At 52.1% G+C, this 21,250-nt stretch carries 14 protein-coding genes; 9 read left to right on the top strand and 5 right to left on the bottom strand.

The genetic code is table 11. The annotated features are described in order from the left end of the window. Positions 1-146 precede the first annotated feature (146 nt). From SH449x_RS21680 to SH449x_RS21690, 3 genes are all read right to left on the bottom strand, one after another. A complete protein-coding gene (locus SH449x_RS21680; protein ID WP_482378169.1) occupies positions 147-401 on the bottom strand; it encodes a methyltransferase family protein in 255 nt (84 codons plus the stop codon). Between the two features lie 179 nt (positions 402-580). Next, positions 581-1,462, bottom strand: coding sequence for a hypothetical protein (locus SH449x_RS21685; RefSeq protein WP_482378170.1), 882 nt, complete (start codon positions 1,460-1,462; stop codon positions 581-583). Between the two features lie 67 nt (positions 1,463-1,529). Beyond that, the gene (locus tag SH449x_RS21690) at positions 1,530-4,712 is read right to left on the bottom strand and encodes a DUF6797 domain-containing protein (RefSeq protein ID WP_482378171.1); all 3,183 of its coding nucleotides are present in this window, start codon (positions 4,710-4,712) and stop codon (positions 1,530-1,532) included. Positions 4,713-5,048: 336 nt separating this feature from the next. Here SH449x_RS21690 and priA point away from each other — a divergent pair, with 336 nt between their 5' ends. Continuing rightward, positions 5,049-7,337 (top strand): replication restart helicase PriA, encoded by a 2,289-nt coding sequence (gene priA / locus SH449x_RS21695; RefSeq protein WP_482378172.1) that lies wholly within the window; start codon positions 5,049-5,051, stop codon positions 7,335-7,337. Between the two features lie 386 nt (positions 7,338-7,723). On the opposite strand, the gene SH449x_RS21700 is transcribed toward priA, so the two are convergent. Both SH449x_RS21700 and SH449x_RS21705 read right to left on the bottom strand, forming a co-directional pair. Further along, positions 7,724-8,089: a hypothetical protein gene (locus SH449x_RS21700; protein ID WP_482378173.1), complete on the bottom strand. Its 366-nt coding sequence runs from the start codon at positions 8,087-8,089 to the stop codon at positions 7,724-7,726. 138 nt (positions 8,090-8,227) lie between these two features. Next, positions 8,228-10,426, bottom strand: coding sequence for a YgiQ family radical SAM protein (locus SH449x_RS21705; RefSeq protein WP_482378174.1), 2,199 nt, complete (start codon positions 10,424-10,426; stop codon positions 8,228-8,230). Positions 10,427-10,684: 258 nt separating this feature from the next. Between SH449x_RS21705 and gap the strand changes: the two genes are divergently transcribed. The 8 genes from gap to SH449x_RS21745 all read left to right on the top strand — a co-directional run bounded on the left by gap (position 10,685) and on the right by SH449x_RS21745 (position 21,230). Next, positions 10,685-11,713 carry a type I glyceraldehyde-3-phosphate dehydrogenase gene (gene gap, locus SH449x_RS21710; RefSeq protein WP_482378175.1) on the top strand — a complete coding sequence of 343 codons (1,029 nt, stop codon included), beginning with the start codon at positions 10,685-10,687 and terminating at the stop codon, positions 11,711-11,713. A 210-nt stretch (positions 11,714-11,923) separates the two neighbouring features. Beyond that, positions 11,924-12,367: a 3-hydroxyacyl-ACP dehydratase FabZ gene (gene fabZ / locus SH449x_RS21715; RefSeq protein WP_482378176.1), complete on the top strand. Its 444-nt coding sequence runs from the start codon at positions 11,924-11,926 to the stop codon at positions 12,365-12,367. A gap of 95 nt (positions 12,368-12,462) precedes the next feature. Beyond that, on the top strand, positions 12,463-13,650 hold the full coding sequence (locus SH449x_RS21720; RefSeq protein ID WP_482378177.1) for an aldose 1-epimerase family protein: 1,188 nt from the start codon (positions 12,463-12,465) through the stop codon (positions 13,648-13,650). Between the two features lie 147 nt (positions 13,651-13,797). After that, positions 13,798-14,697, top strand: coding sequence for a DnaJ C-terminal domain-containing protein (locus SH449x_RS21725; protein ID WP_482378178.1), 900 nt, complete (start codon positions 13,798-13,800; stop codon positions 14,695-14,697). Between the two features lie 63 nt (positions 14,698-14,760). Beyond that, positions 14,761-16,419, top strand: a complete 1,659-nt coding sequence (locus tag SH449x_RS21730) for a serine/threonine protein kinase (RefSeq protein ID WP_482378179.1) — start codon at positions 14,761-14,763, stop codon at positions 16,417-16,419. Positions 16,420-16,423: 4 nt separating this feature from the next. Further along, a complete protein-coding gene (locus tag SH449x_RS21735) occupies positions 16,424-19,462 on the top strand; it encodes an FAD-linked oxidase C-terminal domain-containing protein (RefSeq protein WP_482378180.1) in 3,039 nt (1,012 codons plus the stop codon). Positions 19,463-19,565: 103 nt separating this feature from the next. Further along, positions 19,566-20,624 carry a beta-ketoacyl-ACP synthase III gene (locus SH449x_RS21740; RefSeq protein ID WP_482378181.1) on the top strand — a complete coding sequence of 353 codons (1,059 nt, stop codon included), beginning with the start codon at positions 19,566-19,568 and terminating at the stop codon, positions 20,622-20,624. 162 nt (positions 20,625-20,786) lie between these two features. Continuing rightward, positions 20,787-21,230 (top strand): FHA domain-containing protein, encoded by a 444-nt coding sequence (locus tag SH449x_RS21745; protein WP_482378182.1) that lies wholly within the window; start codon positions 20,787-20,789, stop codon positions 21,228-21,230. Positions 21,231-21,250 lie beyond the last annotated feature (20 nt).

Raw genomic sequence — 21,250 nt, forward strand, 5'->3', positions numbered from 1 at the left:
GAAAAACCGGGCTCTATCGCTACTTTCCGTGAGTATTATCGGACCTCATACCCCAAGTTGCAGTGGGAACTCAGTCGACAACCTCTCTAAATAGCCGAAATCGCGAATGGAGAAAATATCGGTCGCTCTCTCTCTGCTCGATGATTTTATTTACTTCCACGCACAGACTGAGGAACCCATAGGCCAACTCGCCGCCGATAGCTGCAGTATTCTTCACCAAATTGCTCCGTGAGCATCTGCTCCTCCAGTGGCCTCACCAAGAATTGCCAAATGAGACCCCCACAGAGTACATAGATCAAAACCAATGGGGAGCCATACATCAGACCGACCCCAAATCCCTGCGACAGCCCAGTTACTGCCATCGGATTGCGGATCCAACGATAGAGCCCCCGACTTACCAAACGGTTCGTTTTGTCGTACGGAAAAAGACTCCGGCCAGAAATAAACGAAATTTGACGGATAGAGAATGAGCCAACTCCACCATGCGACGACCGCAGCAGCTTGCAATACGCAATACCACACTATGACCGTACGGATCTCTTGCCGTGCCAAGCTATTCGATCGCTCCATGGTCGCCCAACTATAAATCACCCGGATTGTTTGGCACCAATGGTGACAAATTTAGCTGCAAGCTATCAAGAAACGCCAATCTGGCAGGAATCGATCGCTCGATGGTCTCAATTTGGCTAGGAGTTAAGCGATCTCGTCGGTGCCTGATAGCAAACCAAAGCAAAAAAGTCTCTGCTAGGTCCTCGCGGTTTGGATGATCCTTGGCGTAGGTCGAGATAGCTGTCGGATCGGATTGTTGTGCTTTGATCCAATCAGGATGTCGAGCGTAAAGGGGATCCAAAGACGTATGCGTTGCTTCGTGAATGAGAGTTTCCTCAAGGATGCTTTGCTTGCGATACTCAGTGGTTTGGTCGATGTGAATCAATAAATTCTCGTTCCCACCGCCAAAGAGCTGCTTTCCAGCATGGATCCAGCTAGTACGGACGTTCATGCGAAGGCACTTAGGCAATCTACCGAACTCTATTGCATACTCCTCCGCGAGCTCAGCGGCACGCTCAGCCGACTCAAATTCGCTGTTGACTTGGATTTCGATTTTGAGCCCATCCTCGTAAAAGGCATCGAACAGAAAAGGTTCGTTCTCGATAAACTTGTTCACCCTGCGGTCAAACATCCGCCGTTTAGCCGAATCTTTAGGCTCGATCCGTTCGAACACCGACTTGTCCTCTTCGGTAACAATGTTGCCATTGATGAAGATCGTTCCATGATAGGGCGGCTTGTTGTCATCTGCCAGTGCGATCGAGCAAGTGACAAAGAGAATCGCGAAAGCCAGTGGGTTGTAAAACGTTCCCGTTGGAAGTGATCCTCTCAGGCCAAATCGTTCGGTAAGAAACATTGGTGTTTGCTCCCGTCTCAGCCTAAGCACTCGGTTACCATCTGCTGGATCTGACATCATATCTTGTGGTGGATTGTAGGAAGGTGAACAGAAAGCCGACCGAGGTTTTACGATGAACATAACATTCTCACTTTACGATTAGGTCGCCATTCATGACCATCCAGTGGCCTGGGAATGTACATAGATACGGATACCGACCTGGCTGCTCGGGGACTTGGAAATAGATCGTGAACTCGTTCTTTGGTTCCACCACATCGGTGTAGCAGATCACAGCGTCGCTGGCGGGTACGTAGTGGGTCAAGTAAGCATCGGGATCGTTAACGAGTCCATTGGCCAGAGTCCCGATCCTCTCGAGTGAACCTGGTTGAATCAGAGCCCAATTGTGAGGCACGACATCGGGGTTCCTAAAGGTTAACTTAATTGTCTCTCCTGCTTTAACCTCAAGCGACCGTTCCGAGAATTGTAGATTGTCTCTAGCTTCGAGGACAATCGACCGTGCTCCCTCGATTTCTTTGCCCCAGGGATTGGGGACACTCTTTTGCAATCGATCCAAATCGCGATTCAGCGGATGTGGCAACTCCAGCTTTCCCGCAATCGAAACAGGATTCTCGAACTGTAAAAACGGTTCATCCAACTCGTGTACCGTGAGGTAGAGGTCAAGCGGTTGCGTTGCGTTCGATGAGGCATCTCTCATCGCGAGGTTGACGTGCAAGTGAAGCTGATTGCACTTGGGAATAGTAGGAATCTCTAAGAAAAGGGATTTGTTACCGTCCAAGACATGGGCGGATGTGATTGGTAATCGATCATGCCCAGCAATCGTTGGGGCAAATACTGAGTACTCTTTCGAACCATAGCCGGGCGAGTAGCGATAGTTCCAGCACTGCGCAAATTGCTTTGTTGCATCCGTCGCGGTCTCTGCATCTATCGCATGGGAAAAATCGATCCGCACCCCATTGTTGAAAACATGAAAGCCAACCGGTACCAGTACATCGTCGCCGGTGAATCGCAATCTTTCAAAGCAACCAGAATCGATGGCGTAGTTCCCCCATCCGTGCATACCGCTTAGGTATAGCTGACCATCTACAGGGTTAACCTTAGCTCGATGCACTCCTGATCGATATTCGCCTGGCAAGACGAACACGCCCCCCTGATCTACTCCCTTCACTTGATCCCGCAATAACAACATTGCGGTAGCCGAACCAAAGGAGGTATGGACGATTTGGTTGGCGATCGGCCCCATTCGCGAGTCGGAGATCCAAGCTTGTCCGCCACTGGAGTTATCAATCCCGCGCGGAAGATAAACAAGAGGCAACTCGATCGCTTGGTCGGCTCTCGGCCCTCGATATCCAAAAAAGGGAGGGGGAGACACTGCGAACTCAGCTGGTTCCCGTCCAGGCAAGGGGCGAATGAGATTAACCATGGAAGCCGGTGTCCATTCTCCCTCGGAAACGGGAACCGTAATGGATCCATCAGGAAGCAAGCCAATACCGTCAGGATTGCGAAATCCCGTGCCGATGACTTGAGCGGTTAGGCCATCGGCCGATATTTGCAGAACACCTTGATTCCCCGAAGCAGTATAAAAACGTCCTTCAGGGTCACGTACCAGCCCACAAATGTAGTCATGACCGTTTGGTGACGTCTCCATGGCATTGGAAAAGCATTCGTACCAATCGATCTCTTGGTCACCGTTCAGATCGTGAAGTCTCGTGATCTGATTTCGCCCTAGTACAAAAATTTCATCGTTGTGGATGGCGACTCCGAGCGGGTGATGCAGGCCAGCGGCAATGCGGCGCCACTTCGCTTTTGGCTCGCTTTGCCCAACTTGATACGCCACCCCTTCGGCTCGAAACACATCCCCCTGCATGGTCGCAACAATGGCTGTTCCGTCGCTGAGGAAATCATGATCACCGATGGCCATCGAGGCTCGCCATGGGTTATCAAAGGGAATCTCAATGGTGTCGACGGTATATCCCTGGTCTTTACCCAGCTTGATTGGTGTCTCAAGAATTTGTGGCGAACGAGATGGGCCTCCTTGCAACCATCGGGAGTCCGGCAACTCGGACTTGGGAATAATGTGGCGGGTGATTTTTTCCGAGTCTTCTTGAAGGAAATCCACATAGAGATTTTCTCCTACTTGAAATTCAAAGAAAACTCGATCGCCGTGCAGATAGAAACCTCGGTAGCGAATTGGAACTGCCGGGTCGATGTTCAACTCCTGAGCAGCCGGGCCTATTCTCTCTGGTTTTACGATTTCATGACCAGCGATTCGCACGCCGTCCATAAATCCATGCCGCACGTCGGAATAAGTGACAAAATCACCCTTCCAGAAGAAGTCATACTGCAAGCGATCGGAATCGTAGCTCGCGGACCACCCCAAATCCTTTCCAAAACGAAAGCAGACAGCTCGGTTCACCGTCTTGTTCGGGTGTACAAGCACGTTGCATTGCACGAGATTTGGCTCGACCGCGTTCCATTCGTTGCCTCGCCATGAGTCTTCGTTTTGGCTCCCCCAGTGACCGAACCGGTCTCCATCCAATCCAGGGAATTCTTGCAGGAGATCGATCTCCGAGGGTTGCGTCAGAGAGTAACGAGCCTGTTTAGAATAGAAATCGTAGAGACGATTCGTATTGATCGCTTCTACCCAACCGGGGCGTTGCTCAGGATGAATGGGTTTGTAATCATAGGGGAAACTCGCTGGCTCATGGCGAACCGCGTTTTGGATTACGGATTCCATGTGCGCTCGGTCGAGCGATGGATTGGTCCCGAGGTCGAGTAGAAACTTAACCAAGTCGGCTTGTTTATTGAATTCCAGCGACTCGAAAAGTCCATTTGGCATCAAGGAGAGGGACGGGCTTTGCTCTTCAATGGTCTCACGATCCAGGAGTTGGACTTGTCCGGTTGCAGGATCTTTCAGGGCAACCGATGCTGCGGTTGACTGATCCTGCAGGATGTAACCCGATGCAATCGAGCCATCCTCCATCAGGAGTTTCCAAGCTTGATAGTTCGGTTCCAGTTTGAGATTCGGCCAAAGTAAACTTTCCACGATTTCGACTGGTGGCCGACTTTTCCCTATGAGAGTCAATTCCGGTCCAATTTCCCCGCCTGCCTGGCCAATGCTATGACAGGATGAACAAGCTGCCTTAGCATTGGAAAACACTTTGAGCCCACGTGCGGAGTCGCCGTGACTCAAGGCGGCGTCGAGAATGCGCTGAATCTGTGCCTCACGTTCGGGTTCTGATGGGAATTCGTCGTTGCCGACGCAACAAAGGGCATGGAACGGAGCGACCGAGAGAAGACTCAGCCAAGCCATGACCGACATGATTCGAAAGCAGGATGGGATAGTGAATCGTCCGCAAGGGCATTGATTAAGGTAGGGTGCTAGCATCGTATCCAGGAGAGGCATCAGTGAACCAAGCTGCCAGCAAACCGAGCGAATGGTGGGATCGCAGTTGCCGTGAAATGGTATTCCCGCATTATAACATGATCAGCCCGCTCCAGAATCAGCGGCCACGTATTTGCTCTTCGAAAATCTTTTGGGACCTTTTCGTCGACTTATGGCTCGGAAGATTCGGATACGGTATTAATCGAGCTGGGGAGTCTTGATAGGATATCGATCCCAGTCATTCCGTCACCATTGAGAAAAATCATGAGCTTTCAGCAAGGAGAATTGTTTTCGAACGACATTCCTCCTTGGGAAATGGACGCCGCCAGCGAGACGCCTGCCGTCTCGGTCGTCTTTCCTGAAGCTCCTTTTGGCCCTTATGATTATCGCATCCCCGATGAGCTGACAGGACAAATCAAGCCATCGATGAGAGTGGTGGTGCCGCTGGGCAAGGGGAACCGAGAGCTAGTAGGCTACGTATTGAGTGTGCAAATCGCGATCCTACCTGCGACCGCTCTCAAGCCGATCATTCGTTTGGTGGATCACGAGCCCCTTTGCACGGGTCGGATCATTGAATTGATTCGATGGATGAGCCTTTACTATTTGGTCCCTCTCGGTCAAATATTCGAAGCGGTCATTCCCGCAGGCGTGCGCGCAGGAGCAGGAACCAGAAATCAGACCTTGCTAAAACCATCCGATCAAGCGAAAGATGATCGGATGATCCAAACTCTGCCCGTAAAGCAACGTCAAACGCTCCAACAATTGATCCTTGCAGACGAACCGTTGTCGGTCGATCAATTAAAGCACTTGGCACAATGCTCCGACGGGATTATCAAGAAGCTCAAGGACTCGGGGTTCATCACTACCTACAAAGAAAGAGTCATGACCTACGAGTCAGGTACGTCTAACGTCACGTTTGAACGAATACCGGCACCGGCTCTTTCCGCTGACCAACGCATCGCTTTAAGAACGATTTACGAATCGATCGATTCCGGTGAGCACTCCACTATTTTACTACACGGAGTGACCGGTAGTGGCAAAACCGAAGTCTATATGCAAGCGATCGAACAAGTCGTCTCGTTCGGTAGGCAAGCCATCGTGCTAGTCCCAGAGATTAGCCTAACCCCCCAAACGAGAACTCGATTTCAAAATCGTTTCTCATCCGTGGCGGTGTTGCACTCCAATATGAGCGGGCCAGAACGCCATTATCAGTGGCGACGCATCGCAGACGGTCATGCACAAGTCATCATAGGTCCGAGGAGCGCCATCTTTGCACCAGCACCGTACCTCGGCTTAATCATTCTCGACGAAGAGCATGAGAACACATTCAAACAGGAAACCGTCCCTCGTTACCACGCGAGAGATGTCGCTATTCACCGCGCATCGCTTGAGAAGATTCCTTTGGTGCTAGGTTCCGCAACACCGTCTTTAGAAACATTCGAACGAGCCCAGCGGGGGGCTTATAAAAAAGTATCTCTCCCCAGAAGAATATTGAATAGGCCGCTTCCGGAGGTCACCACGATCGATCTGCGATCTTCGCGAATTGATGTGAATCGCGGGTCCATGTCGACTCCTTTGCTAAAAGCGATCGACAAAACGATCGGTGAGGGTGGTCAGTGCATCCTGTTGTTAAACCGCAGAGGATATGCGACCTCCATCCAATGTCCTTCATGTGGTCACGTGGTCACATGCCCCGATTGCGACTTAGCACTTACGCACCATAGGGATGGTAGCAAAGCCACCTGTCACTATTGCGACTACACCATTGCTGCGCCCAATGTTTGTCCCAAATGTGGATTTGACGGGATTCGGTTCGCGGGGTTGGGAACGCAAAAGCTGGAGATGGAGGTGCAACAACGATTTCCAGAGGCCAAGATCGCTCGAATGGATTCCGACACCATGAAGAAGCCAGGCAGCCACGAAAGGGTCTTGTCCGAGTTTCGAGATGGCAAGACTCAGATCTTGCTTGGCACGCAGATGATAGCCAAGGGGTTAGACTTTCCCAACGTGCTACTGGTCGGAGTCATCAACGCTGATTCCACACTACATTTTCCAGATTTTCGAGCTTCTGAGCGGACCTTCCAGCTCGTTACCCAGGTCGCTGGTCGAACCGGGCGTGGTGAGCGAGCGGGGGAAGTGCTCGTGCAAACCTACTCGCCAGATCATCCGGCGATTGTTGCTGCTTGCCGTCACGACTATGAAATGTTTTCTGAAGCGGAACTAAAACAGAGGGAACAGTTCGGATACCCGCCTTATTCCTCGCTGGCCCGAATCATTTTTCGCGGTCCCGTTCAGGAAGAGGTGCATGAATTCTCCGAGGAGGTGATTAAGCGAATTCAATCCGAGATTGCCAAAGGTGGCTACAAGATCCGCGTGCTCGGTCCAGCGCCACCCCCGATCGCAAAACTGCGAGGTCATTATCGCTACCACGCTATGATAGTTACCAACGACTCAGCAGGCTTGCACATCGTATTGTCAAAAGTACAAGCGACCACAAAACCACCCGGCGATAACTTGTACCTGATCGACATCGACCCGGTGGATATGCTTTGAGTCCGGGGTATTCGTGTAGGCCGAAACAGGGCTCTACGCGATTACCGCATTCACTCTCCCTCGAGGGAGAGTCGAGCGTAGCTCGGAGAGGGGGCAACCGCATAGCATCGCATAAAGGCTCCGACTGGTCGACGATTTTAAAGCCCCCTCCCCTCGTGATCTTCCCTCCACTCTGGTCCTCCCGAATTCTTCGGGAGGGCGAATAAGAACGCGAACGCCTCCATCCAACCTCACGTCGGTGGAGCGATGACTAACAGGTTAGCAACCCATCCCCCGATTATATCCCTCCCCCTTCCCTCCTGTCTCGCCTGCGGCGAGACAGGAGGGAAGGGGGAGGAGAACGTCGTTGCTAGCTTGTTAGTCGTGCGTTCAAATTCTGTTCAGTGTTAATAATCGCAATAGCTGCATATGTCGTTCCCACGAGAAAACTTGTCTCCACAGTCTGGATCGCACCGCCACATGTCAATAGTCAACAATTTACCTGAAGCTATCATCTCTAGCTTCTGTCGAGGAAGATAGAAATACCATCGCCGAGGGTACTTGGCATTTTGCGCTCTTGGCATTGCAAAGTAGGTACATCCAAAAAATTGCTCACCATCTTCTTCGTACATGCCACCGTATGCGAAATCGCACTGTATCAAATCGTCGGAATGAATATTCGTGCACTTGGACTTTTTCTCTATCGCTGCAACAACTTGGCAAAAGAAATCCTTAAGCTCGGTTGGCACAGTAACCTGTTCAAGAATTTTCATGTTTAGGTAGCACCCTTGTGATTGGAAAGGGGACGGAGAGTAGTAAGCTTATCGCTCAAGATACAATGCCCCATTAGCAATCCCAAATACTCGAGTGGTAATCTCTTTCGTACCGGTGGTGCTATTCAAAGACTACATTTACTTGACTCGTCGACGGGGTCTGTAACCAGGCGTCGACGCGTTGGGGGCTGCATTGGGAACTTGACGCTGCTCTTTTCTGGAACCCTTTTTCTTTCGCTTGTCGTTGCTCGCGCTGGATTCCTTGCCATCCCTAGTCGATCCGGTAGACGGACTCTTCCCGGATCCCGCTCCGGCAGGATTCGGAATGGTGTGAACGTACTCCCCACGGAACCGCTGGTTGGCATCGCTGCGGCGTTTTTCGATTGCTTCCCGTGGCGGCTTGGATGGGATCAAGCAATCGCAGCCTTCTCCGATCAAGTCGGTGCGATTGACCGAACGCAGCGCGTCTCGAACTTCGAAATAGTTCTCGGGCTTAAAGAACTGCATCAGGGCTCGCTGAGACTTGCGATCTCGCAAGGCCTTTGCAATGAACACCGGCTTGAGACTAAACGGATCGAGGCCCGTGTAGTACATGCTGGTTGCGATATCTAGCGGCGCTGGGATAAAGTCCTGCACCTGATCTGGTTTGTAACCGTTACGCTTTAGGAACAACGCCAGTTCGATCATCGATTCGATCGAGCTCCCCGGATGAGAGGCGATGAAGTACGGAATGAGGTATTGCTTCTTGCCAGCTTCTGCCGATGCTTCTTTGAATTGTTCCGTGAAGAATTCGAAGTCGTCGTTGGCGGGTTTTCGCATCTTGTACAGCACGTCGGGATCAACGTGCTCAGGAGCGACCTTGAGATGGCCCCCTACGTGATGTTGCGTTAGCTCTTTGATGTACTCGGGGGATTGACGAGCCAAATCCATACGAATGCCGCTCGCGACGAGGACCTTTTTCACGCCTGGTACCTCGCGTGCTTCTCGCATCAGTTCGATCACAGGGGTGTGATCGACACCTAGCAGTTTGCAAATCTTGGGATGCACGCAGGATTGTCGTCGGCAAACCGCTTCGACGTCTGGTTTGGTGCAACGCATGTGGTACATGTTGGCCGTTGGTCCACCGATATCGCTAACGATTCCCTTGAAGTCTTTGTCTTCGGTCATATTCTTGATCTCGTTGAGCACGGACTCTTTCGAACGAGATTGGATAATTCGACCTTGGTGGGCGGTGATCGAGCAGAACGTACAGCCGCCGAAGCAGCCACGCATGATCGTGACCGAATTTTTGATCATCGTGAATGCTGGGATGGCTTCTTTGTAGCTTGGGTGCGGACGTCGCGTGTAGGGTAGTCCGTAGATCCGATCCATCGCCTCTTGGCTGATGGGCAATTGAGGTGGGTTAGCGACTATGATCTGGGTGGAATGCCTCTGCATCAAGCGCCGAGCGTTGAGGGGGTTTGTTTCGTGGTGAATCATACGAGTCGCTTTGGAGAAAGCTATCTTGTCGGCCACCACGTCTTCATAACTTGGTAGTTCTAAAGCGTCGTCAGGCGGAGTCTCGGATGCTCCTAACGCATAGGCAATCCCCTTCATGTCACGCAGATCTTTGACCGTTTCCCCTGCCTCTAGTCGTCGTGCCATTTCGACAATAGAGTTTTCTCCCATACCAAAGGCGACTAAGTCCGCTTTGCTGTCTAACAAAATGCTGCGCCGAACTTTGTCGCTCCAATAATCGTAGTGAGCAAACCGTCGGAGTGAGGCTTCCACGCCACCGGCGATGACGGGGACGCCTTTGAAGGCTTCGCGAGCGCGTTGGCAGTAGGCGAGTGTTGCCCGGTCAGGTCGCAAGCCGATTTTGCCACCGGGCGAATAGGCATCATCGTTTCGGACTTTGCGGTTGGCCGTGTAGTGATTGATCATGCTGTCCATATTGCCAGCACTGATTCCGAAGAACAGCCGTGGGCGGCCAAAGGTCTTCCAGGGATCACAGGATTGCCAATCGGGCTGGCTGATAATCCCGACGCGGTAGCCTGCTGCTTCGAGAACTCTTCCTAATATTGACATCGCAAAGCTTGGGTGATCGATGTAAGCGTCACCGGTGACAAAAACCACGTCAATTTCGTCCCAGCCACGATCCCGCGCTTCCTGCATCGACATCGGAAGGGGTTGTTTGGCCAGTGGGCCATGGGGTTGCCGGTCACCGCGATCGTTTCCCAGATTATCCAGGTAGCGGGAAACAACGTTCGTTTGTCCGCCAGAAGAAGTGTCGCAGGTGGCAGAGTCTGCCATTAAGGCGGTTTCGTCCAGGTTGATAACGGGTAATTGGTTGGTCATTGGTCGCAGGCCTTCCGAGCCGAAATTAGATCATTACGTCCACTGAATCTTATTCTATGCGGGAAATTGGATTGCCTAGTCCGATTTCTTTGTGATTGCCCATGTTTCTACTGGGCATTATATTCGTCGCGACGTTTGGGCAGTCCTTCAGGGAAAGCTCGGAGTCGTCGGACTGTTAGAGCTACCAAGATTTTGGGCTTTAAGGCGGGGTTCGGCGACGGTTTAGAAGAAAAAAACTTTGTTTGGAGAGGTATTCAGGTGGCACTTCGAATCGCAATTAACGGGTTTGGTCGAATCGGACGTTTGACGTTCCGCAACTTAATGAAGCGCCCTAGCGAGTTCGAAGTTGTGGCCGTTAACGACTTGACCGGAACCGACATGTTGGCAACTCTTCTCAAGTACGACAGCATTCATCGTCGTTACCCAGGCGAGGTTTCGCACGATGCAAACAACTTGATCGTTGATGGCAAGAAGATCGCTGTGATTGCCGAGAGGGATCCAGCCAAGCTTCCGTGGGCTGACCATGGAATCGACATCGTTATCGAGAGCACCGGTCTTTTCACAGGCCGTGCGAAAGATGGCAAGCCCGGTTACGACACCCACTTGGCCGCTGGTGCCAAGAAGGTGGTTTTGAGTGCTCCCGCAAAAGACGGGGCCGATTTGACCTGTGTACTAGGCGTCAACGACGACAAACTCACAAAGGATCTCAAGTGTATATCAAACGCATCCTGCACGACGAACTGTCTCGCTCCTGTAGCAAAAGTTCTCAACGATACCTTCGGAATCGAAACGGGTTTGATGACAACGGTCCACGCTTACACCAACGACCAACGCGTCCAAGATATGCCTCACGCGGATGCTTACCGCGCCCGGGCCGCTTCTCTGAACATCATTCCTACGACGACTGGAGCAGCTTCGGCAGTTGGTTTGGTTATTCCTGAGCTCAAGGGCAAGCTAACTGGTATCGCGATGCGAGTTCCGGTTCCAACCGGTTCGGTTGTTGATTTGACTGCCAATCTCACCAAGGAAGCCACCGTTGCAGAGATCAACGCTGCCGTTAAGGCTGCTGCGGAAGGCCCGATGAAGGGCGTACTCTGCTACACCGAAGACCCAATTGTCTCGACAGACATCATTGGTGATTCGCACAGCAGTATCTTTGCTGCCGACTTCACCCAAGTGCTCGGTGACAAAGGCAAGCTTGTCAAAGTCGTTTCTTGGTATGACAACGAGTGGGGTTACAGCTGCCGAACGGCGGATCTTTGTGCACGGCTAGCGTCCCTCATGTAAATTTCTGAGGCTGGCCAGCAAAGCCAAGTGAGCAGAGACCCTTTAGGTTCGAGGTAGTATGCCTCGAAACGAAGGTCGAAGCCAACTAGGGTCATTGAAAATGCAGGAAGGACTGCTACAGTCTTTCCTGCATTTGGCATTTAAGCCCTAGATTTTTGCAGGATATTCCGATCGATTCCTTCCCCCGCAGCCCGATAGAATGGACGTTTTATGGCAGCTACATCAATGTCAACTGAGCAGATCCAGCAGGTCATTCCGCACCGAAAGCCGATGCTTTTGGTTGACGAGGTCGTGGAGCAGACAGAGAAGTTGATCGTTTGTCGAAAAACGTTTTCTAGCGAAGAATTCTTTCTGCAGGGACATTTCCCCAATTTTCCACTCGTTCCCGGCGTGATACTTTGCGAGTGCTGTTTGCAGAGTGGAGCCATCTTACTAAGTCAGTTCACACCTCAAGACGGTTCCGTCGTGCCGGTCGCAACACGGCTGGATGGCGTAAAGTTCAAGAAGATGGTGCGTCCCGGTGACACTGTTACGATTGAAGTGACGCTTAATGACGTGGTCTCGTCCGCGTACTTTATGACGGGTAAGGTTACCGTAGATGGCAAGCTCGCAGCACGGCTTGATTTTGCGTGCAGCGTGGCGGCGCCGTCGTAGCCACCTTTTCCATTTTACTGGGTCGTATTCGCCCAATAGCCCATCGAAGTCGCTGTGGGTTTAACGGCGCAACACGTAATTGAGGGGACGCTCAGATGTCGACCAAATTTGAATCACAGTCATGGTTGTTGCGTGGGCAGACCAATAGCAGCAGTCCCGCTCAGATCTCTCCTTTGCCAGAATCGGTCGAAACGTTATCCGGTGGATTTAAGCTTCGTTGGGAGAACGCGCGAGCTTCGGGTCATTGGGGGGGGAAAGCGATGGGGATGGAGATCCTGACCATCGATACGGGGGCGGTCAAGGCGGTCGTGTTGCCAGATCGTGGGATGGGGATTTGGAAGTGTTGGTGCGATGAGACGGAGTTTGGTTGGCAAAGCCCGGTGGACGGACCGGTTCATCCCAGTTTAGTGCCCGTGGGGGACCCAAGCGGTATAGGCTGGCTTGAAGGTTTCGATGAGTTGCTGGTCCGATGTGGGTTGCACAGCAATGGTGCTCCCGAGTTCACCGACAATGGCCAAGTGAAATACCCTTTGCATGGGCGGATCGCCAATCTTCCTGCCAGCAGTCTTGAGATTGCGGTTGATGCCAGAGAGGGAACGTTGGATGTCATCGGGACGGTGACGGAGGCTAGGTTTCTGGTCTATTCGTTGCAGCTTCAGTCCCGCATGCGATTCCGCGCGGGGAGTTCGGTCATCGAGATCACGGACACGGTGACCAATCCGGGGTCGCTGCCTGTGAGTATGCAGCTACTTTATCACATCAACATCGGTCAGCCGGTTGTGGAGGCTGGCGCGAGAGTCCATGCTTCGCCAAAAACGATTTGCCCGCGCGATGCCACGGCAGCGAAGGCGGCGGAGGGGTGGGACCGATGCGAAGGCCCCGAGTCCGGGTTTGCGGAACAAGTTTATTTTATGCAAGCCGCTTCGGATTCGGCTCACTGGTCGGAGGCGATGATTGCGTCGGCGAGTCAGTGTAACGGTTTGTCCGTTCAGTTTTGCACTCGGACACTTCCTTACTTTAATCTTTGGAAGAACACGGCCGCTGTCGAGGATGGGTACGTCGTGGGGCTCGAGCCTGCCACGGGGTTTCCGAACCCGAAATCTTTTGAGGAAAAGCAAAAGCGGGTAGTGTTGCTAGCAGGTGGAGAGTCGAGGGTGTTTCGGCTCAAGCTCGAACCGCTTGCATCGACGGAAAAAGTGGAATCCGCTATCAAGAGGATCGCTGGGCGTCGAACAAGTCCAGGCGTTATCCACAACGAGCCGCAATCGGGCTGGTGTTCATAGGACTGTGGGCTCAGGGCCAAGGGGGCAGGAAAACCCGAATAGTCCTCAGGTTCTTTTTGCCCGTATCTAGCGGAGTTGGCCAAGAATTTGCTAGTCTGGCAAGAAGAATACTTCGCATCGCCGAATTGGCAGCTGGAAATGAGAACTATGGCAGAGGACTACTACAAAATTTTAGGGGTCGAGCGAAATGCTAGCAGCGATGAAATCACCAAGGCTTATCGTAAGCTGGCTAGAAAGCATCATCCTGATTTAAACCCTGATGACAATAATGCGAAGCAGCGCTTTCAGGAGATCCAATCGGCTTACGATTGTTTGAGCGATTCGGATAAGCGAGCTCGATACGATCAATTTGGCTCGAATTATGAGCAGTACGCGGCGGGAGGTGGCCCGAACCCCTACAGCGGTGGGCATGGATTCGACTTTGGTGACATTTTTGGTGGTGGTCAGGTCGATTTGGGCAGCATTTTTGGCAACATGGGGGGTGGAACGCGTTCGCGGAGGACGGCTCGCGGCTCGGACGTATCGGCGGAGATTACTGTTCCGATTCGCACGATGATTGCGGGCGGGGAAACTCAAATTTCTCTGAATTTGAATGGGAGGACCGACTCCATTTCGGTTAAAATCCCATCTGGGATTTTGCCAGGCAAGAAAATTCGCTTGCGGGGCCGTGGGCAGTCCGTCGTAGGCGGCAAGCCAGGAGATTTGCTTTTGACGGTTCAACCGGACACGAATTCTCACTACAAGATTTCGGGTTTGAACTTGGAACTGCGATTGCCCGTGACGCTTGAGGAGGCGGTAAAGGGTGGCAAGGTGGATGTGCAGACACCAAACGGGACGATAGCCTTAACTGTGCCTCCTATGAGTAGCAGTGGTCGAAAGTTGCGTTTAAAGGGACAGGGGTTCCGAACTTCCGACGGCGGCGTCGGGGACATGATTGTCGAGTTATTGATCAAACTCCCAGAGAATTTGAGCCCTGAGATGGTCAGTCATGTGGCTGACACGACGGGGGCTTACCATCGTCCGGTTCGAGACGGAGTACAATTGTAAAGGAAGCGGTTCTTGGTGCGGGGCAATCGTCCTGGCGCAGGGGACAACACAAACGGAACCACCATGTCAGTAGCCAGCCCTCATGACCAGACGCTAGATGCGGATAGCCCGTTGGCGATTCCGCAGCGCCCAGAGTTTGCGGGTGCGTCTCCGGCTGAGATGGAGTTACTGGAGGGGGACACTAGTTCCAGCAGGCATGCGAACGATCTGCTGCAAACGCGTCTCCGGACCGCTGCGTTTGCCTTGGGAATCGGTTTTCTCATCTTTTCGTTGTGGTCTCTGGTTCAATTAGTTTGGGAATTTCCTTCCAACTCCGGAACCACCACTTTGGGTGTGGAGTTGGTTACCACGGTCGTGCTCATGGGGGTTGCATGGTGGCTATCGAAGCAGCAACAGGCTACCGCGAATTGCTTGCGTTGGAGCGAGTTTTTGATTTTTGCTTCACCTGCGGCTTCTTTGCTAGTTATGCACTATCGCGACGTCGTATTCTTGGCGTCTCATTATTCCTTTATCCCGCATATTTCGATGTCGGGATGGTTGATTTTGATCTTTACTTATAACATATTCGTGCCCCGAAGCTGGCGTGTTGTCTTGACCGTGTGCTTGGTAATGGCTTTGGCACCGATTATCGCAACAGTAGTGGCCGTCATTCTTCACGAAGACATTCAGCGGAGTCTTTGGTTCGATCCGTCTTGTCTGATTGAAATGGTTTTGATTCTGGTGGCGACCGTGTCGGCTTGTTTACTGGGGGTTCGAATGATTGCGTATCTCCGGGGCAAGGTCGACGAGGCTAAAGAATTGGGTCGTTATCATTTGCGAGAGAAGCTAGGTTCTGGGGGTATGGGAGACGTCTACCTAGCTGAACACCGGTTGATGAAGCGACCTTGTGCTATCAAAGTTATACGCCCTGAGAAGGCGGGAGATCCTAAGTCGATCGCGCGGTTCGAACGAGAGGTACGCTCGACTTCGCGACTGAATCATTGGAATAACGTATCAATTTTTGATTACGGCCGGACGCCGGACGGTAAGTTCTATTACGTGATGGAGTATTTGACCGGCTTGAGTTTGCAGCAGCTCGTAAAAAGAAGGGGGCCATTGTCTCCCGGGAGAGCGGTCTATTTACTGAATCAAGTCTGCAATGCTCTGAATGAAGCACATTCTATTGGTTTGCTGCATCGGGATATCAAGCCCGCCAATTTAATGGTCACCGAACTCGGTGGCGCGTTCGACATGGTCAAGTTGCTCGATTTTGGATTGGTCAAGTCTATAGACTCTTCGATTCAGAATGGTGAGGACACCGATCTTACTATGGCTGGTTCTTTGACCGGATCCCCGCTTTATATGTCACCGGAGCAGGCTATGGGAAATGTTGTTCCGGATCAACGCTCTGACATTTATGCTTTGGGCGGAGTCGCTTATTTTATGCTGACCGGGAAGCCTCCCTTTGATTCGGGGCCGACCCTGAAGATATTGCTTGCGCACCTGCACGAGGTACCACTTGCTCCGTCACGGGAGAGAGACCCTGCCCTGATACAGCCCTCGGCTGCCTTTGATGATTTGGTTCTCAAGTGTTTGGAAAAGAGTCCCGATAGTCGCTTTCAGTCAGCCAAAGAGTTGCAGGCTGCTCTTCAGCTGTTGCCCGAATATAATGATTGGGACGCCAGCAAGGCAGAGGGCTGGTGGACTAGCAATTGCAGTCATTATCAGCTTCAGAACGGATAGCCACTTGGACTCGGAACAAACTCGATTAGAAGCCGACCTGCGGGGAATTTTAGACGGCGAGGTTTATTGCAGCCCCTTGTTCACGCAGCTCTACGCCTCCGATGCGTCCTTGTATGAAATCCCTCCGCATGCGGTTGTTCGTCCTCGAAACGAGTCGGATGTTGTCCAGTGTGTGAAATATGCCGCGGAAAACTCGATCCCCTTGTTTCCTCGCGGCGGGGGAACGGGGCAAGCCGGGCAGTCGCTGGGCCCTGGAATCGTCCTGGATTTTTCTCGTTTTATGCGGCGAGTTATCCAACTCGATCGCGAAAACATGACCATTCGAGTGCAACCAGGTTTGACATTGGCAGAGCTCAATCGGAGTCTGTCGAAACACCGGCTTGTTTTTGGCGCGGATCCGGTGACTCGTTCGGTTACGACGATTGGGAGTGTCGTTGCTATCGACTCGATCGGGAGCCATTATTTGGCCTACGGGACGGCATGCGATTCGGTCTTGGAGGCTAACGCCGTTTTGGCGAATGGTGACAAGGTTAGTCTCGGAAAGCAGCGATGGCGAGCTCCGGGCACAGGGAACTTTCATTTGGACAAGATTGCTTCTGGTGTAGGAGAAATTCTGGCCTCCTATAGAGCAGCTTCCAAGGGGCCGCCGTGGCGTGGTGTAGCGCGAGGTTGCGGTTATCGGATTGAGACCAGTAACGCTGAGTATGTAGACTTAGCAAAACTGCAATCGGGTGCTGAGGGGACGCTTTCGATTCTCACGGAATTAAAATTGAAGGTGCGTCCCATGCCCGAAGCTCGCGGGGTCGTGCTGTTGTTCTTCGAGCGACTCGAATCGGCTGTCAAAGCAGCGGCCGATGCACGTCGAGACAAGGTTGCGGCATGCGATCTCATGGACCGTCGGCTGATCGAGTTGGCTCGTGATATCGATTCTCGTTATGAAGCCATGTTGCCACGTGGTGTCGAGGCTTGTTTATTGATCGAACATCATGGAGATGAAGCCCTCGACGTGCGGAGTCGCTTGACAGCTTTGGTGCAGCGAATTGTTCGGCGATCACCCTCGACCAAGCAATCCCGTATCATTTTGGACGACAACGAACGTGACTTTATTTGGAAGTTGAGCCGCCGTGTCATCCCGCGGTTGTATCGAATAAAGGGGAATGCAAGGCCCATTCCCTTTGTGGAAGATATTTCCATACCTCCTGATCGATTGCCAGAGTTTTTGGTTGAGGTTCAGAACACACTCAAGGCGGAACGGGTGACTAGTGCGTTATTCTCGCATGCCGCGCACGGCCACATTCATTTGAGACCTTTCTTAGATCCGCATTCAGACGATGATGTTTTGAAAATGCAGCGGATTGCCGATCGGCTTTTCGAGAAGGTGATCGAGTACCGTGGAGTCATTTCCGGGGAACATGCTGTCGGTCTCAGTCGTAGTTCTTACGTTCGTCAGCAGTTGGGTGATTTGTATCCGGTTTGTCGATCGATCAAGGAATTATTCGATCCAAAAGGAATTCTCAATCCGGGCAAACTCATTACCGACGCACCACAGAAAATCACTGACAATCTTCGTCCACTCACGTCGTTGAAATCCGGAATAGATCACCAGCTTTCACAGAGTGGTAACGCAACGAATGGTTTAAACGTGGGCAATGGCCAAGAAAAAAGCGAGAACGACGGGGGAATTCACATACCATCTCGGACGAGGGCTTTCTTGCCTATCCTCTCATGGACCGCGTCCGATAGCTTAGAAACCGTTTCGGATTCCTGCAATGGTTGCGGTAGATGCCGCTCCACGGCACCGAATGAACGCATGTGCCCTATGTTCCGTGCTGGTCGTAACGAAGAGGCGTCTCCGAGGGCCAAAGCCAATCTGATGCGTGGTTTTTTGGATGGTCGGATTCCGTCCGTCCTGATCGAAAGTGATGAGTTAAAAGCAATTGCCGACTCTTGCTTTCACTGCCATCAATGTAGAATCGAGTGCCCTTCATCGGTGGACATTCCTAAGCTTGTTATGGAGTTCAAAGCCCAGTACGCGGCCATCAATGGATTGTCGTTGAGCGATCGAGTCCTAGGACGACTCGACTTGCTTAGCTCCATAGCTTCCCGAGCCCCGTGGTTGGCAAACTGGGGGATCGAAAACCGGTATGCTCGTTGGTTGTTAGAGAAGTCGACGGGCATATCACAGGGGCGGAGATTGCCATTGATTGCCAAGCAGCCTTTTATGCGTTGGGCGGCGAGAAATCGGTTGACGCGTCCCAATCGTGCGGGAGGCCGAAAGGTTTTGTTCTTGGTCGACCATTATGCTAATTGGAACAATCCGCAGTTGGGGATGGCCTTTGTCGCCGTCATGCAAAAACAGAATGTCGACGTCTTCGTTCCGGCGTGGCAATCGGTCACTTGGATGACGCGAATTGCCTTGGGTGACGTTGAGAGGGTTCGTAAATCGATTGCGCCTCAGATTCGGTTATTGGCTGAGGCGGTGCGGCAAGGCTACGAGATCGTCAGTACAGAGCCTACTGCCATTCTTTGCTTGAAGAACGAATATGTCCACATCGTTGACAATGATGATGCGAGGTTGGTTGCTAAGCATTCCTGGGAAGCAGGCCAGTACTTGTGGAAAATGCATCAGCAGAACGAACTCGAACTCGACTTAAAACCTCTTTCGCTATCTGTTGTCTATCACACCCCCTGTCATCTCAGGGCCATAGATCAAGACCATACGGGCTTGAATCTGCTTGGGCTTATCCCTGGTGTCACGGTTCAAAACGCCAACGCTGGTTGCAGTGGAATGGCGGGCACTTTTGGCTTGTTACGGCGAAACTATCGGACCTCGCTTCGGGTAGGTTGGGACTTGGTTAGCACTATGCAACAGACTTCGGCACAGATTGGAAGCACGGAGTGCGCTGCATGTAAATTGCAGATGGAACAGGGGACCGACAAGCCCACCATTCATCCGATTGCCCTACTCGCCTACGCTTATGGAAAACTCCCATCGGTTGGAGAGTGGATCTCAAGCCGCAATGAGGGGCTCTCGGTGAAGTAGTCAGCCATAATGCGAATTGCCATCAAGGTTTTTCAAACCGACGGCAGCGGTTATAATCGCGAGGACTGAGTCATAGCCGATGCAAAGAAAGCCTTATTCCGGAATGTTAACCCCAAAGATCGAGACCGCAACGACTAGCAACCAGACTCTGTTCGCAGCTAGTGGACGAAGCCGTATGGGGAGCTTGGCCGGCATACGTATCGCAGCGACCGGATCCTATGTTCCCGATCAAGTGGTCACCAATGACGATTTGGCAGAGCTCGGATGTGATAGTGAGTGGATTGTAGCTCGCACTGGCATTCTGGAGCGAAGACGAGCCGCCGATACACAGGCCACCAGCGACTTAGCATGGCATGCCGCCCTGGACTGCTTGAGGAATGCAAACGTAGCACCTCATGAAGTGGATCTTCTTATTTGTGCCACGATAACACCAGATTTTATCACCCCTAGTACGGCGTGCTTGCTCCAAAGCAAGCTTGGTTGCATTGCACCGGCATTTGACATCAACGCCGCGTGTGCTGGCTTTATGGTGGGTTTGGTTACTGCGGCTCAGTTTATTGCAGCCGGTACTTCGCGAAATGCGTTGGTCATCGGCAGTGATCTGATGAGCCGAACCATCGACAAGACCGATGTACGCACCTATCCCCTGTTTGGGGACGGTGCCGGTGCTGCTCTTTTACAGCCTTGTGCACCGGAGCCAATGAATGGACTCATCCGCTTCTGTATAGGATCCGAGGGGACGAATGAGCCGCTTTGTATTCCCGGTGGCGGATCGCGAGAGCCACTTACTCCCGCGACGATTCAGTCCGGAAAACAGTATCTGCAAATGGATGGACGGACCGTATTCAAGTGGGCTGTTCGTGTTGTTGAGGATAGTTTGACCGATGTGCTAGAGTCTGCCCACGTAACCCCCGATGAAATTGGACTCGTGATTCTTCATCAGGCAAACATTCGGATTCTTGACGCGGCGATAGACAAGCTGAATATTCCTAGAGAACGAATGTTTGTTAATTTGGATCGCTATGGAAATACCTCGGCCGCTAGTGTTCCTTTGGCACTGGATCAGGCTAATAAAGAGGGGTTACTCAGTCGCGGTGATTTGGTACTTTTGTGCGGGTTCGGAGCGGGACTTTCCTGGGGAACCAGTTTAATTCGTTGGTAGGGGCTGACGATACTTACGCATCTCAAGAGTTCACGTGGGGCGGGACATTGTCCGTAGTTGGGGCGGGGGGGGGTGATTGGCGGTGGCTTGGGAAGCGAATAGAATTGGAGGACTCCGTTCTCATCAATTATCGCACAGGTGCAACAGCACCGGGAGCTCGCTATGTACTATCAACTGATCCCACTTTCGGGTACGCAATCTAGAGAGTCGGGATGGAGGCTTGATCTACCCGCCACCGTCGGTCGAGGATCAGAGGCTAGTTTGTGTATTGATGATGAATCGATAAGTCGGAGCCATTGCCAGATCTACTTGGCACCGGACGAGTCCTTGCAAGTACGAGATCTCGGCTCGACGAATGGCACGTACGTAAACGGGGAGCGGATTCGGCAGCATCACTCTCTGTTTCCAGGAGATGTGCTTCAAATTGGAGGCTTGACGTTAAAGGTGCACTACGAATCGGACACAGATCCCGGCAGCATCAATCCTCTGCCTAGAAATCCATCTTCGAACAAAACCATGCAAATGCCGACGGTGCAATCGCCAACATTTACAATGCATGAAGTTCCTATGCCGACGAAGAAATGGTGGGAGTTCTGGAAATCCTAGTTTCCTAGCATCAGGAAGAG

The sequence above is a fragment of the Brakhagea baltica genome (genome assembly GCF_052161605.1).
In the GTDB taxonomy this organism is placed as follows: domain Bacteria; phylum Planctomycetota; class Planctomycetia; order Pirellulales; family Pirellulaceae; genus JBKCUI01.